This window comes from Eudoraea sp., from assembly GCF_049665975.1.
Classification (GTDB): Bacteria; Bacteroidota; Bacteroidia; order Flavobacteriales; family Flavobacteriaceae; genus Eudoraea.
The window spans coordinates 1-15,071 of record NZ_JBATGR010000442.1 but is presented as its reverse complement, the minus strand read 5'-3'; the positions used below and the strand labels follow the sequence as shown (position 1 = coordinate 15,071).

General features: G+C 38.2%; 10 protein-coding genes and 1 pseudogene. 4 read left to right on the top strand and 7 right to left on the bottom strand.

Going from position 1 to position 15,071, the window contains the following annotated elements; translation table 11 throughout:
• A partial coding sequence (locus WBN20_RS14455) for a hypothetical protein (RefSeq protein WP_424282195.1) occupies nt 1–218 on the top strand: 218 nt, incomplete at its 5' end.
• On the opposite strand, the gene WBN20_RS14450 is transcribed toward WBN20_RS14455, so the two are convergent.
• Nucleotides 215–2,626, bottom strand: a complete 2,412-nt coding sequence (locus WBN20_RS14450) for a penicillin acylase family protein (protein WP_424282194.1) — start codon at nt 2,624–2,626, stop codon at nt 215–217. The two genes, WBN20_RS14455 and WBN20_RS14450, sit on opposite strands and share 4 nt — an antisense overlap.
• Nucleotides 2,627–3,022: 396 nt before the next feature.
• On the opposite strand from WBN20_RS14450, the gene katG reads away from it, so the two are divergent.
• A complete protein-coding gene (gene katG, locus WBN20_RS14445) occupies nt 3,023–5,275 on the top strand; it encodes a catalase/peroxidase HPI (RefSeq protein ID WP_424282193.1) in 2,253 nt (750 codons plus the stop codon).
• A 105-nt stretch (nt 5,276–5,380) separates the two neighbouring features.
• On the opposite strand, the gene WBN20_RS14440 is transcribed toward katG, so the two are convergent.
• From WBN20_RS14440 to WBN20_RS14420, 5 genes are all read right to left on the bottom strand, one after another.
• Entirely contained in the window at nt 5,381–6,436 is a 1,056-nt protein-coding gene (locus WBN20_RS14440) for a bestrophin family protein (protein ID WP_424275569.1), read from the bottom strand.
• 246 nt (nt 6,437–6,682) lie between these two features.
• Nucleotides 6,683–7,162: a DUF1572 domain-containing protein gene (locus WBN20_RS14435; RefSeq protein WP_424282192.1), complete on the bottom strand. Its 480-nt coding sequence runs from the start codon at nt 7,160–7,162 to the stop codon at nt 6,683–6,685.
• 247 nt (nt 7,163–7,409) lie between these two features.
• The gene (arsB, locus tag WBN20_RS14430; protein WP_424275571.1) at nt 7,410–8,477 is read right to left on the bottom strand and encodes an ACR3 family arsenite efflux transporter; all 1,068 of its coding nucleotides are present in this window, start codon (nt 8,475–8,477) and stop codon (nt 7,410–7,412) included.
• A gap of 163 nt (nt 8,478–8,640) precedes the next feature.
• Nucleotides 8,641–9,621, bottom strand: coding sequence for a hypothetical protein (locus tag WBN20_RS14425; protein ID WP_424282191.1), 981 nt, complete (start codon nt 9,619–9,621; stop codon nt 8,641–8,643).
• 35 nt (nt 9,622–9,656) lie between these two features.
• Nucleotides 9,657–10,088, bottom strand: coding sequence for a VOC family protein (locus WBN20_RS14420; RefSeq protein ID WP_424275573.1), 432 nt, complete (start codon nt 10,086–10,088; stop codon nt 9,657–9,659).
• Nucleotides 10,089–10,601: 513 nt separating this feature from the next.
• Here WBN20_RS14420 and WBN20_RS14415 point away from each other — a divergent pair.
• The gene (locus tag WBN20_RS14415; RefSeq protein ID WP_424282190.1) at nt 10,602–13,013 is read left to right on the top strand and encodes a glycoside hydrolase family 3 C-terminal domain-containing protein; all 2,412 of its coding nucleotides are present in this window, start codon (nt 10,602–10,604) and stop codon (nt 13,011–13,013) included.
• Nucleotides 13,014–13,228: 215 nt separating this feature from the next.
• Nucleotides 13,229–14,293 (top strand): DUF3667 domain-containing protein, encoded by a 1,065-nt coding sequence (locus WBN20_RS14410; protein WP_424275990.1) that lies wholly within the window; start codon nt 13,229–13,231, stop codon nt 14,291–14,293.
• Between the two features lie 17 nt (nt 14,294–14,310).
• On the opposite strand, the pseudogene WBN20_RS14405 reads toward WBN20_RS14410, so the two are convergent.
• Nucleotides 14,311–15,071 (bottom strand): annotated as a pseudogene (locus WBN20_RS14405) (zinc carboxypeptidase); the annotation flags it as partial.

Here is a 15,071-nt window from a genome sequence, read left to right as displayed (position 1 = left end):
GTATGACGTCGTTGCCGTTAGCAAGTAAAAATGAATACCCTGCCCAAAATACGAAGACAGCCAAAAATGGCATAAAGAATACAGCTGCACCTTTTAAGGAAAACACTACTGCAGTTATAAATGCAGCTAACATTGCGGACCACCATGGCAGAAAAAACGAAAAGACTACAGCTAAAACAAGTGTGGCTATAAAATTGAGGATTTTGATTTTCATTTAATTTGAAATTAAAGTTTGGGTGTCGATTACAGCGTCGGTTTTAATGTCGGATTGCAAAAAGTTTAAACTGTGGTAGTTGCCTGCTGCCCAATCGTCTATAAAATTATCGTAATATATACTGCCCGGATTACCGGATTGACCTCCGGGGTAAATTCCTAGAGCAGTTGGTGGTGAGCTCATCTCCACAATCATTCGCCAGGAAGGACCATGATTTTTACTGGTTGCATTCACAATGTTTCCGCCTCCCCCAATTGGCAGGTTAAACCTTGAAAATGCAGGTAAAGCCTGCAGCAAATGACCAACATAGGTGCTCTTATAGGCATTCCAGTTGTAATCTCCGTTTTCAGCTTTCCACTCCATTAAGGATTTTGCTGTTTTTTTGAAACTGATTAAAAAAAGGTCTTTAGCGATTTCAGTTTCAGGTGTCTCCACTATGTCCATAAATTCATCGTTGCCTTTGGTTTGCAGTAAGTGAATAGTTTGGTAGGTGAATGGTTTTTCCAGGGCAACATTATCTACATCGTATTCATCCCAAACCAGATCATAGAGTATGTACCACCAAGTCCTCCAAATACTTGGTCCCAATTCGTCTATATTATTGTTAAAGTCCCATGATTTTATTTCGTTGAATATGTTTAATTCTTCTTCGGTAAGGGTAGAGGTATCCATAGTTTCAAAAATAGTGGGTAGGAGTTCCGCTGCCTTAAGGTTATAATTATTATTGTGTAAATCCTTAAAATCCTGAATATTGAAAGTCTCCTTAGAATTGAAAAAGTTATTGATTACACGGTTTCTGTAGGTCTCGAAACCATCGTTAAATACATAGAACGGATAGGATTCATCTACGGGATGCTGATTTGCTGAGCTCACAAAGCCACGCTTCGGATTTTTGGTGTGGGCATTAAAGGGATGGGGGATAAAACTTTGCCAGTCGTTCTTTGGATTGCTGCCATCCATTAAAAATTTGCCTTGCCCTTTCCATTTATTGGGCAGTTTTCCCTGAACCCAAATAGCGATATCACCTTCTGTTGAGGCAAAGACAAAGTTTTGTGCCGGAGCCGTATAATGTTTGAGGGCATTAACATAATCATCATAATTCCTTCCTTTGTTGAGCTCCAAAAATGTCCTTTGATTGTTGCCCCCAATATGGCCCGACCATTTCATGGCATAACCGGCAAGTTTATTATCACCCATAAAGTTTTTATCATAAGCCACAGGGCCATGATGGGTATAACATACAGAATCAATATAAGCGGCTTTACCTTTTATTTTAATTTCTTCAACTCTAAAACTCACAGTTTTCCAATCATCACCATATCTGTATTGTTTACTTGTTTCATCTTTAAATTCAATTTTGTACCAATCCAATACATCTCTGGTAGCGTTGGTTTCTCCCCATGAAATGTGATTGTTAAATCCTGAAATTATGCCCAGAGCTCCGGGCAATGTGGCACCAAAAGCATTATGAGTTGGGGTACTTAATTGCATCACAAACCAAATAGAAGGGAGATTTAGCCCCAAATGCGGGTCGTTTGCCAAAATAGGATTTCCCGAATAAGATTTTTGACCAGAAATTGCCCAGTTATTACTACCATTATCTGGATTTGGCTTGTCTAAGGTTTTTGGAATAGAGTCGAGTGGTAATTCACTTTCCGGTGTTTCAGTCATAGGCACATCAATAAAACTCCAATCGGTTTCCTTAGGAATAATAGGGTCTATGACATCAAAAAAATCCGGATACAATAAATCAAAGCGTTCTTTCCCAAACATGCGCAGAGCATTGGTGTATTCTAAATCAGAATCTCCTCCGGCCAAATCCTTGGTCATGTACATCAATAACAAAGCAGTTTTTTTTATCGTCCATGGTTCTGGTTGATAATCGAGTAGTTTGTACTCCACAGGAAAGTCTTTAGGCTGTAATTGATTGATGTAACTATTTACACCTTCTGCATACGCCTCTAAAAAAGCTGTAGTTTCAGGGTCTTCACTGATCTTTGCAATAGCTTGGTCGGCGCCAAATCCCATTCCACGTCTACGCTGCTGACGGTCGTAGTTTAAAGCAGATTCGCCAATAAATTCAGATAAACGACCAGCGGCCGCATACGTCTGGAATTCCATTTGCCAAAGTCGGTGCTTAGCAGTAATATAACCCTGGGCCCTGTACAAATCATTTTCATTCTGAGCAAAGACATGTGGAATTAACTGAGCATCGTAATGAACGGTAACCTTGTCCTTGAGCCCGTCAATAGAAACAGTTCCAGTAATGCTTTCATCAGTTTCGTTTTGCCATACACCGGTATAGGGATTTAAAAATTTTCCGATGGGAGGAATGGAACCTAACTTGTTATTCAGGCCATAAAAAACAGATGCGGTAAGAAGAAGAGAAAGTGTAAACTTTAGATATTTCATTAGCTGAATTAATTAGGGTTATTAAAATACTAAATAAATGTGAATGCCAGCAGTAAATATTGTTTAGTATCATTTATTAAAAATGGTTTGGTATTTCCATAGTATTCAATTTAAAAAAGAAAAGTTAGTTCTCTTTTCAACTTGTAACCATCGGTCCGGATATAGCACATACCTCTGAGTATTTTTAATAGTTCTAAAAAAGTGAATTAGTGCTTCAGCTTCAAAGAATATTAAGATGCCCTGATGTCATTTTAAATGAGCCAATTTTCGCAAAATAAATTACCTATAGGAGTTCAGAATGGGTCATAGTTATTTTCTATTAGAAACCAATTTAAATGAGTAAACATTTTGGTACTTTTACTATTACAAGAAAGAAAATAAAAATTCGATCATATTATGGATAATAACAAAAGTCAAACTACATCAACTAGTGGCACAAGCCACAATGAAAACGGGGAAAGCAAATGCCCGTTTTTGAACGGAGAATTACATCAGGCAGCCGGTGGCGGAACAACAAACCGTGACTGGTGGCCCAATCAGTTGAATCTGAACATCCTTCGTCAGCACTCCTCCCTATCTGATCCTATGGATGATGATTTTAATTATGCCGAAGAGTTTAAATCGCTTGATTTGGAAGCGGTTAAAAAAGATCTTTATGCTCTAATGACTGATAGCCAGGATTGGTGGCCAGCAGACTACGGTCATTATGGACCATTCTTTATCCGTATGGCATGGCATGCTGCAGGTACGTACCGCATCGCTGATGGCCGTGGAGGTGGTGGTACCGGAGCACAGCGTTTTGCCCCTCTGAACAGCTGGCCGGACAACGCCAACTTAGATAAGGCAAGACTACTTCTGTGGCCCGTTAAACAGAAATATGGCAAGAAACTCTCATGGGCAGATTTGTTGATCCTGGCCGGAAACTGTGCCCACGAATCTATGGGATTGAAGATGTTTGGTTTTGGTGGAGGTCGCGAAGACATTTGGCAACCAGAAGAAGATATTTACTGGGGTTCTGAAGCAGAATGGCTGGGAAACAAAAAAAGGTATGATAAAGATGGAGAATTGGAAAACCCTTTAGGTGCAGCTCATATGGGATTGATCTACGTTAACCCCGAAGGCCCTAATGCTAATCCGGACCCTGTTGCTGCTGCCCATGACATTCGTGAAACTTTCGGTCGTATGGCGATGAACGATTATGAGACAGTTGCGCTTATTGCGGGCGGACATACCTTTGGTAAAACACATGGTGCGGCTAGTGATGCTGAGTATGTGGGGGCGGAACCAGCAGCTGCCGGCATCGAAATGCAAGGTCTTGGATGGAAGAACAACTTTGGTACAGGAAAAGGATCTGATACCATTACAAGTGGTTTAGAAGGTGCCTGGACTGATACACCCATAAAATGGAGCAACAAATATTTTGAAAACTTATTTGGTTACGAATGGGAGTTGACTAAAAGCCCTGCCGGTGCCCATCAATGGAAACCGAAAGACAATGCTGGTGCCGGTACCATTCCTGATGCACATGACCCTGGAAAGAAACATGCTCCGTTTATGTTGACAACTGACCTTTCCTTGCGAATGGATCCTGCATACGAGAAAATCTCCAGACATTTTTATGAAAATCCCGATGAATTTGCTGATGCCTATTCACGTGCCTGGTTTAAACTGACACACCGTGATATGGGACCGATTCAGCGTTATTTGGGCCCGGAAGTGCCTAAGGAAGAATTAATTTGGCAAGATCCAATACCTGCAGCGGATTACGAATTGATCAGCGATAAAGATGTTGCTGACTTAAAAGCGAATATTTTAGCATCAGGATTATCAATTTCTGAATTGGTATCTGTGGCCTGGGCATCTGCATCTACCTTCCGTGGATCGGACAAACGTGGTGGTGCTAACGGTGCGCGCATTCGACTTGCACCACAGAAAGATTGGAAAGTGAACAGTCCTAAACAATTGGAGAATGTATTGGATACCCTTGGACGTATTCAAAAAGAGTTCAACGATGCCCAGTCCGGAAACAAAAAAGTATCCATCGCAGACCTGATTGTTTTAGGTGGATGTGCCGCTGTTGAAAAAGCCGCTAAAAATGCTGGCCATGATATAACCGTACCTTTTACTCCAGGTCGTAACGATGCCGATGAGGCACAAACCGATGCTGAATCGTTTGAAGTTCTTGAACCGGCAGCGGATGGTTTCCGTAATTACACAAAGGGCAAATTTTCGGTTAGTGCCGAAGAACTTTTAGTAGACAAAGCACAGTTGATGACCCTGACCGCGCCAGAGATGACAGTTCTTGTTGGAGGTATGCGTGTGCTGAATACAAATTTTGATCAGTCTAGTCATGGTGTATTCACCAATCGTTCTGAGACTCTTAGCAACGATTTCTTTGTAAACCTGCTGGATATGGGTGCAACATGGAAGGCTATAGGGGAATCCGATGACGTTTTTGAAGGTCGTGATCGTTCAACAGGTGAAGTTAAGTGGACTGGCACTCGTGTAGATCTCATCTTTGGTTCTAACTCAGAGCTTCGTGCTCTCTCAGAAGTTTATGGATGTGGGGACTCTCAAGAGAAGTTTGTCAAGGATTTTGTAGCTGCATGGAATAAGGTGATGAATCTTGATCGCTTTGACCTAACCTGATTTCAGCGTCGTCTGACAGGCCATAAGGTCTATAATAGTTATATGAAGTATTAAAAGGTGGTCCGATAATGGGCCACCTTTTTTATTCACTTTATGCGTAATACCTTAGAATTGAGTGTGATGTTTTACGGCGAATTGCTCCGGGATATCTTCTCCAGATTCTCCTAAATTTTCTCTGAGGTCAATTTCAATTCCTCTTGCAATCGTGGAAATAGGAACGTCATTGGCGGTTCCTTCAAAAGGATTTTCTCCGGTTCTGCCTATTCTTTCCATAGTATGAAAAATCCATGCTACAATGACATAAAAAGGAACTGTAAACCAAACAAATAGTTTTCCTATAAGTGGACTTTTAGTAATAAGTTCACTGCCAATTTCAGCAAATTGTGGTACCAGGGCCAGGGGTAGTAACAAGATAAAAAGCCACATAAAAAAATGATTTAGTGTTGCAAATTGCCTTGGATAAGGAAAGTTTTTAATTCGTTCACTTTTGCCTTGTAGTGTAAAAAATTCTTGTATTACTCCTTCCAGTTCTAAAAAAGAAAATTCCCAAATTACCCCTTTTTCTTTGAGTTGTCTTAAATGATGAGATTGCAGGTACAACAATGCCGTCTGTTTATTACTCTTACCCCTTATATATTCATAATCACTTTCAGAGATATAGGGTTTTAGGTCCACATCTAAAGTAGAATCATGTTCGGGTGGACGAGTATCCCATTCTTTGTTTGTTCTATGCAGAACAGACGTTTCCCAGGGTTTAGATGCTCTCATAGCATAGCGTAAAGCGGTCATCCAGGCTATGTGCCTATAGGTGAGTGCTTTAATTTCTTTTTGAAGTTCTGAATCTTCTACTGCTGTTTGAGTGTATTCATTGTTGACCATATCTTGAACAAACACCCCAAATGTCCTTGAAGTATTTACAATTCCTCCCCAAATTTTTCTTGCTTCCCAGATCCTGCCATAGGCTGCATTATTTTGAAAACCAATAACAAACGCAACTGCTGTGCCAATTAAAGCTAAAGGAGTCCATGGAATTTTTAACCAATCTAAATCCAAAAAATAATAAGCGGCGACCCAGGAAATTATAATAACCAAAAATAAAAATGTTTCGAAACGGGTCCACCAGGCCATTTCAAAGGCGGTGTAGTTTTTTTTAATATGCATGATTCAAATTTTTAAATAATTACTTCAATTAACAACAAGATTATTTATTTCAGCATTCCTGAGGAGTAAAACCCGTTTATTGTCTTTATCTAATTGGGCAATACGTTCTGTAATTCCATTGTCTTTGTCGGAGACATAATTGGATTGCCCGAAAGGAAATAGAATTGCAATTACTAAACCTAAGACTTTGCTTTTTTCATCAAAATAGTTAATTTAATAGTTGAGTGCTTATTTAATTCTACTTTTTTATCCTTTTTCCGATTCCTTTATCAATTTTTTAATCAAAGAAATTTGTCCTAGATGATAGTAACTATGTTCAATTATTCCTTCAATATTTCTTCTATAGTTTCCATATTTCTCTTCCACGAAAATTGATTCTAATTTTTCCTCTGACATGAGCTCCACGTGATACGCAAATTTTTCTGCATTAGCCCATAATTCACCCAGAAGGCTATCCCAATCTACTTTTGTTTTAATCTGAGGGAGATCAAAACTATATTTATCACGAATTTCAAGCGACCCTCCTTCGAAAACATTCAAGACTCCTGCTAGATAATAATTGATATGGTAGGCTAGTGCAGCAATAGTATTTAACGACCCAATTTTTTTCGTTGCCTGCTGCCAGGTCACGTTTGATAATTGATCCTTAAAATTTGTATTGGCAATCCATTTACCTTTTAAAAGGACTTCTTTGAACCGATTTGCAAGTTGATTTGAATTTTCCACGTATTTATGAGTTAATTGAAGATTTTATATAGCACCACTAATGGTAATGTCCATGATTTCATTATGCATGCCCGCCTAAGTTGGCTTGGGTTTGAACGCTACCCCTGATTCATTTTAGAAAATCAGTACTGACTAAGCGAAACTAAGGTCTTCGCCTTTAAAACCCAGTTAAGTTTTGTTTAAGAGATTTTTTCAATTTAACACTGACCTTAAATTTATAAATTAATTTAGTCTAAGTTCTAATTCGCTATTTTTCATATACATTTTTACTCACCGGCTTTCCGAAATACTTTTTTCGTAACCAAAATGAAACTCGAACCAATAGGATGAGTGCAGGTACTTCTACCAACGGACCGATGACTCCTGCAAATGCTTGTCCTGAATTCAATCCGAAAACTGCGATAGCAACTGCAATGGCCAATTCAAAGTTGTTTCCTGCAGCGGTAAATGCTACAGAAGCAGTTTTGTCATATTCGGCTCCCATTGCTCTGGTTAAAAAGAAACCAATTATAAACATTAAGCCAAAATACACTAGTAAAGGCACTGCGATAATCATAACGTCCATTGGTATTTCAACTATCAATTCGCCTTTAAGGGAGAACATTATTACGATGGTAAATAGCAATGCTATTAATGTCAAAGGTGAAATAAAAGGAATAAATTTTTGGGTGTACCATTCTTCGCCTTTGAGTTTTACTAAAATCAGCCGACTCAAAATTCCCATCACAAAGGGAATTCCCAAATATATTGCAACACTTTCTGCAATTGTTACAATTGAAATGTCAACAATAGCGCCTTCAAAGCCGAAAAAGGGTGGAAGAATCGTAATAAAAATCCAAGCGTAAAAACTATACGCAAATACTTGAAAAATACTGTTTAATGCCACCAATCCTGCACCATATTCGCTACTGCCTTCTGCAAGGTCATTCCAAACAAGCACCATGGCAATACAACGAGCCAAACCGATTAAAATTAAACCGACCATATATTCCGGATAATCCCGTAAAAATGTAATCGCCAAAAAGAACATTAAAACCGGGCCAATAATCCAGTTTAGAATAAGGGATATTGACAGAATTTTTGTATTGCGAAAAACTTTTGGTAACAACGCATAGTTCACTTTGGCCAATGGCGGATACATCATTAAAATCAATCCTATTGCAATAGGTATATTGGTTGTGCCACTACTAAATGAATTAATGATATCGGGAAATGATGGTATAAAATAACCAATCCCAACACCTAACAACATGGCAATAAAAATCCAAAGTGTAAGATAACTATCGAGAAAGCTTAGTTTTTTAGTGGCTGCCATAATAAGAATTGATCTGAGCGAATATATAGAAAATTTTTGTTGTGCTTTGTGTACCTCCCAAGTTGTATTTTCTGTATGCAGCAAATGTTGATTATTTGAGCCGTAGATGACTTACAGGCTAATTTTGAAAAGCCTATAGCCTGTATATATTGGGGTTATCCATTTATTTTTGTTCAACAATTATTTGGCCCTGAACCCAATCTGGTAAGTAGAAATCCATTCCTGTCTTTTTTTCGATATCTACTAATTTGTTTCTTAGTTCTATTGTTCGTAACCCAATCTTTTGTCTTAAGTCATCAGTAACTGATAAAGTTGGTTGAACAGGGGGGGTTAAAAATCCATATCCGGGTTCTGTTCGATTAGATATTACAGCCTTTTGCCAGTCATCAATCATTGCAAACTCATATGGAGACATCTGTCCTGAACTAATTGCCTGAATTAATCTTGGCCTGATATATTGGTAAAGCGTATCTTTTTTGGAATAGTCCTGAGAAATAGAATTGTGGTGACTAATAATCGTGGACATCCAGTAATTATTTCCTATCAGCTTTTCTCCCGGATAACCTTCACTTTCCAGCATCTTAATGAGCTTAGTCATCTGAATTTCACTATGCGGGGCAAATTTCTTTGTAGCATATCTTTCCTGTGCTTTATCGCCTATCCGAAATAAAGCCCCAAGGGCTTTACTTTGATCTTTTTTGAACATAGAAAGGACACTATCTCTGGTGGCTTGATCAATTCTGGTTAAATATATAATATGAAGACTATCATACTTATTTTCAATATTCTTCCACTCGGAATAGTCTAGAACAGAAGCCAGGAAGCTATTCTTCTTTATTTCTTTTAATTCCCATCCGGCAGTAATTCCTTTTTTTAAAAATCGCAGGCCTTTTTGTTTCTCGTTTAAATATAAAGCAAGTTGCGTAGCAACCTGATAATCCCTTAAAAAAATAAATTCATGAGTGCTAATCACTTTCTCGTATCTACTTAATGCTTTACCATATTTTTCATCACCAATAGAATTTTCAGCTTCAATAACCTGCTTATGATAGTTAAGATAGTCACCGTCTTCATCATTTTCAACACCATTTAAAGTAAAAAGCGGGAAAAAATATAAGAGAAATGATAGATGATTAAATTTCATCGTAATAAATTAGGTACTATTCTATGTAGTTTTAATCAATTCGTTAGTTTGTAAAATTTATTTCCTTCAACTACCAGTGTTGTCAACTCAACAGTATGGCCGTCGGGGTCTGTTGTATATATTGAGTGAAAATAATAATGGTCCTGGATATTAAAATCTAGTTTCAATTTCTCATAACGCTTTTTTGCTTTTTCAAAATTCTCCTTTGTAACATTAAAAGCAAAATGGTCAATTTTAATATTTTTTGATTTTAAATCAAGCTCTTTATCAGATATATTTGCAGGAAACAGGGCAATTCCCGATTTATTCGCCAACATAAAAATAGGAGTGTCTCCCCATTCAGGCATTTGATATTTTTTAAGTCCCAACACTTTTTCGTACCAATCCGAAGAAACTTTCAGATCCTTGACACGTATTGCCACATGATCTAAAAATTCGATATCAAATTTGTCTTCAGAATTGTTCATTTTTTAAATTATATACAATGATAAGTAGTATTAGCTGTGCATTGCATGCGGTTCAATTTACTTTGTACATATTATAATTTCTGGACCATTCGGTTGATTGACCAGGTCTAATAAATATATTAAAAAATAACTCCGGTCTAATCACGTGTTTCCATCCCCTGCATAAGTTATTATACCGTCTTTTACTACAATGGCCTCGGCATAATGTAGCTTCTCGCCTGGCATGGTAATAATATCCCTACCGCTATAAACTAGAACAGTATGGATAACTTCCTTTTTTTATCACCCTTACAGAATATGAGTATGATGATTCCGAAAATTAGGGTTAGTGTTTTTAATGATTTCAAATCCTTTATTTTAAAATTGCCAAACTTTAATGTATGATTAGTTGCCTGATTTAGCTGCTAACTTAACAAATAAAAAACGATTAGAATATCTGTGCCGATTTTACTAGCAGACACAAACTAGCAATTAATTATATTTGTGACGTTATGACAAATTAAGTTTAATCACATGAAAAAAGGTGCAAAAAAAGCATTGAAATTTCTAACAGGACTGCTTATCCTAATCGTGATAACAGGAGTAGGAGGTTGGTTTTATTTAAACTCAAAATTTATAAATTTTGAAGACGACTTTACTGAAAATTTAAACCTTAAGGAAATTACAATCGACGGATTTGTCTTTTTAGACCGCAATGGAAATGAAAAGCTTGATATTTATGAGGACAACAGAAATGCCTCTGATGAACGTGTGGCAGACCTTTTAGAGAAAATGACCATTGAAGAGAAGATACATCTGCTTAAAGGGTCTGGATTAGGATCAGCATTGGGTATGACCGAACCGGAAAAGGGTATCCCTGGTGCAGCCGGTGTCATCGTACCAACACCGAGATTGGGAATTCCGACTATTTATTTGTCTGATGGACCTGCAGGCTTGAGAATAGAACCTACCCGGAAAAATGATGATAAAAAATATTTTGCCACGGCCTTTCCAATAGCCACATTATTAGCCTCTACCTGGAATACGGATTTGGTGGAATCTGTTGGACATGCCATGGGTGAGGAGGCATTACAATATGGTGTAGATGTTATCCTGGGTCCAGGTGCCAATATCCAAAGGCACCCCTTTAATGGTAGAAATTTTGAATATTATTCTGAAGATCCATTGCTTACCGGTTTCATAGGTGCTGCGATGGTTAACGGAATAGAGTCTAACGGGGTTGGTGCCTCTGTAAAACATTTTGTAGCCAACAATCAAGAGACAAACCGAAATAACAATGACGTCATTGTGTCAGATCGTGCAATGCGTGAAATTTATTTAAAGGGTTTTGAGATTATAATAAAACAATCACAGCCTTGGACTATTATGTCCTCATATAATAAAGTAAATGGCACTTACACTTCAGAGAGCAAGGAATTGCTAACGGATATTCTGAGAGGCGAATGGGGTTTTCAAGGTGTAGTGATGACGGATTGGTTTGGTGGAGTTGATGCACCTGCTCAAATAAAGGCTGGGAACGACTTGCTCGAACCAGGCACAAGATTACAATGGAATGCTCTTTTAGAGGCGCATGAGAATGGAGAGTTGTCCAATGCGGAAATTGACATCTCTGTTCGCCGAATTCTTAAGTTGATTGTTGAATCCAGAAAAATGGAAGACCATAAATATAGCAATGAACCTAATCTTGAGTCGCATGCAAGAATTACTCAGGAATCAGCATCTGAGGGAATGGTGCTACTAAAAAATGAGAATGCACTTCCTCTCAAAAATGGGGTAAATGTTGCCCTTATAGGGGTAACATCTTACGATTTTATTGCTGGAGGTACTGGTTCCGGGGATGTGAACGAAGCCTATTCCATTTCTCTGGAACAAGGCTTGATGAACAATGGATTTGAAATTAATGAAATTGCAAGAGGTATTTATGAATCCCATAAGGAAGCTAATCTAAAAAAATTTGTAAAGCCCGAAGGAATGAAAGCCATGTTTGTGCCTTATGATCCACCAGAAATTGTTTATTCTACAGATCAAATTCGCAATCTGGCTAGTGTGGCCGATGCAGCGATATTAACAATCGGCAGAAATAGTGGCGAAGGTGGTGACCGGGTTGAGGCAGATGATTTTATATTCACAGAAACAGAAAATGAAATGCTGAAGAAGACCACACAAGAGTTTCATCAAAAGGGGAAAAAGGTTATAGTGGTCCTTAATATTGGAGGGGTAATTGAAACTTCATCATGGAAAGATCAGCCAGATGCTATATTACTTGCCTGGCAAGGTGGTCAGGAAGGCGGTAACTCTGTGGCGAATATTTTAAGCGGAAAAGTGAATCCAAGCGCTAAACTTCCAATGACATTTCCAATACAAGTAAAGGATCACGCTGCGCATCGAAATTTTCCTTTAGGAGGGAGCTCACTGGGTATGTTTGATTTTTTCAATAGCGGAAAAACAAAACCCGAAAAAGACAGAGTACGCAATGAAGATTTTACGATTTATGAAGAAGGTATTTATGTTGGTTACCGGCATTTCGACAAGAAAAGTATGGATGTATCTTATCCTTTTGGATTCGGTCTTTCGTACACTGATTTTGAATATGCAAATATGGATTTAACTTTAGAAAATGATACGATTAATATTTCTTTGTCTGTTCAGAACATTGGGAAACAACTTGGTAAAGAGGTAGTACAAATCTATATCTCAAAACCAGGAATGGTCATCGATCGTCCCCTTAAGGAGTTGAAAGGGTTTACTAAAACTCAAAATTTGGCTCCGAACCAGACCGAGGATATTTTGATTAAAATTCCGGTTTCAGAATTGCGTTACTGGAATGAAAGTAACGCTTATTGGGCTTTGGAAAACGGAACTTATAAATTTCAGGCAGGTTCGTCCTCAAGGGATATAAGGCTAACTGATGAAATAGAATTGTGAATTGGGAAATGTAATTGTACGAAATGGATATCAACGACTTTAGTTAAAATTTCATTCAGATTTTGAAATCCAAGAGTACATTCTGAATTCATTTATTCTAATTTATAAATGTCAATTCTCAGAAAGGTAATTACAGTTCTACAAATATAGTTCTCTACTAAACAAGAAACTTTGTGCTATCATTGCTTTTTGTATTTTTATTTAAAGTTATCTATATGCCAACATCAGAAATACCAACCACTGAACAATGTAAAAATTGCGAAGAAACCTTTGATGCATCTTTTGAGTATTGCCCTTATTGCGGGCAGGAAACAGCAGATAACCTTACTATTGGAGTCCTCTTTAGCAATACAATAGATAATTATATTTCTATTGATGCCAGATTCTTTAGGAGTTTTGGGACCCTGATGACAAAACCGGGCGTACTTGCCAGGCGGTTTGTAGATGGAAAACGCCTTAAATACCTCCATCCGGCGCAGTTTTACCTTTTTATCTCTGTCATCTTCTTCTTTATCTTTTCTTTTACCATTCGCAAAGCAGATAATCAAGTTTCTGAGGCAATAAAAAAAGGGATGGAACAGGAGATCAATTTCGATTCTATTCCGATAAAACAGGATTCATTGGCGCTTGCCGAAGCTAAAAAAGTTCTGAAAAAAAGTCAGAAAACTATAGGTTTAACAGATGAAGAACTCAGGGAAATAGATTCTGTAATGGCTACAGATCCGGAGATAGCCACTTTAGATTTTGGTTTAAGGCGCGAAAAGTTAGACTCCCTTATCGCCGCCGGAGCGCCATTAGACCAAAAAATTAAGGCGATGGGAATGAAGGAAGATGCAGACGCTTTTACACGCAGATTCTATACCCAAATACTCAAGTTTTATGAACAACGGGGCGGCGGTATTCTGCAGGCGTTATATGACACTATTCCTGTGGCAATGTTCCTTCTTTTGCCACTTTTCGCGGTACTTCTGAAAGTATTTTATTGGAAACCGGCCATCTTTGCCCACCATCTGGTATTCAGTTTTTATTTCTTCACTTTTATATTCACCACATTTAGTACCATTCTCCTGGTGAATAAAGTATGGGAGATACCCATTTGGCTGGAAGTGCTCATTTGTTTCTCTTTTGTAATCTACCTGATGCTGGCCCTGCGAAATTTTTACAAGAGTTCCTGGGTGGGTGCCTTTTTTAAAGCCGGTATTATCTCTTTCCTCTATACGCTATTTATTTTACCTGTGGCTGTAATTGGGATTGTAATGGTGGCCTTTATGCTGTATTAATTTCTTGCTTACAAAAACTAATTTGCCATAAAAAGAGCATTTACAAAAAAGAGTTTGCCATTTTCCCAGAACCCACGGAATAGAGGGTTATCCACCATATAAACGACCTGTCCGTTGCCGTGTTTCTCTACACCAAATACGAGACTCCTAGATACTTTTTTCTGGGCTTCACTACCTGCAAAACCTGCCACAGGCATTGTATCATCGGAAATGTAGGCCACAGTACCTCCTTCCAGGTAATCATAGCTATCATTCCCAAGTTTAAGGCTGAAATAAGTATTGTCATATCCAAAGGCCAATGGATGTGTATAATCTACACGGGTTTTATATATGGCACCTGTTATTTCATTTTTCATTTTCTCCCGCTGCAAGGTTTCATACGGTTCCACTAATTTTGCTGTACTATCTTTTTCTTTTTCCCTGGCAGATATGTCAAATCCATTCTCACCATCCAAGGAGGCAATAGACTGGCCCATGGCAATAAGCCTGCCACCATTACTTACCCATTCTTTAAGTTGGCTAAGCGTATTTTCGTCAATAAATGATTCGTACCCTTTGCCTCCTGGGAGAATTAATACATCATAGTTAGAAAGATCTACCCTGCTAATATAATTCTCATCAAGAACCGTAAGAGGGTAATGTAATTGTTGTTCAAAGAAATGCCAAATCTCTCCAAAGCGCAAAGTAGAAGTTGGCTTACCCGCAAGAACAGCCACCTTTACCGCGGGGATCATTTGTACATAGCCAGACCCAAAGTCCTTTCCCTCATCCACAAATC

Bases quoted from the DNA above. Each gene is read 5' to 3' on its own strand.
- katG (WP_424282193.1), top strand. From the start codon at position 3,023: ATGGATAATAACAAAAGTCAAACTACATCAACTAGTGGCACAAGCCAC.
- WBN20_RS14425 (WP_424282191.1), bottom strand. From the start codon at position 9,621: ATGAAATTTAATCATCTATCATTTCTCTTATATTTTTTCCCGCTTTTT.
- WBN20_RS14440 (WP_424275569.1), bottom strand. From the start codon at position 6,436: ATGCATATTAAAAAAAACTACACCGCCTTTGAAATGGCCTGGTGGACC.
- WBN20_RS14450 (WP_424282194.1), bottom strand. From the start codon at position 2,626: ATGAAATATCTAAAGTTTACACTTTCTCTTCTTCTTACCGCATCTGTT.
- WBN20_RS14415 (WP_424282190.1), top strand. From the start codon at position 10,602: ATGAAAAAAGGTGCAAAAAAAGCATTGAAATTTCTAACAGGACTGCTT.
- arsB (WP_424275571.1), bottom strand. From the start codon at position 8,477: ATGGCAGCCACTAAAAAACTAAGCTTTCTCGATAGTTATCTTACACTT.
- WBN20_RS14410 (WP_424275990.1), top strand. From the start codon at position 13,229: ATGCCAACATCAGAAATACCAACCACTGAACAATGTAAAAATTGCGAA.
- WBN20_RS14420 (WP_424275573.1), bottom strand. From the start codon at position 10,088: ATGAACAATTCTGAAGACAAATTTGATATCGAATTTTTAGATCATGTG.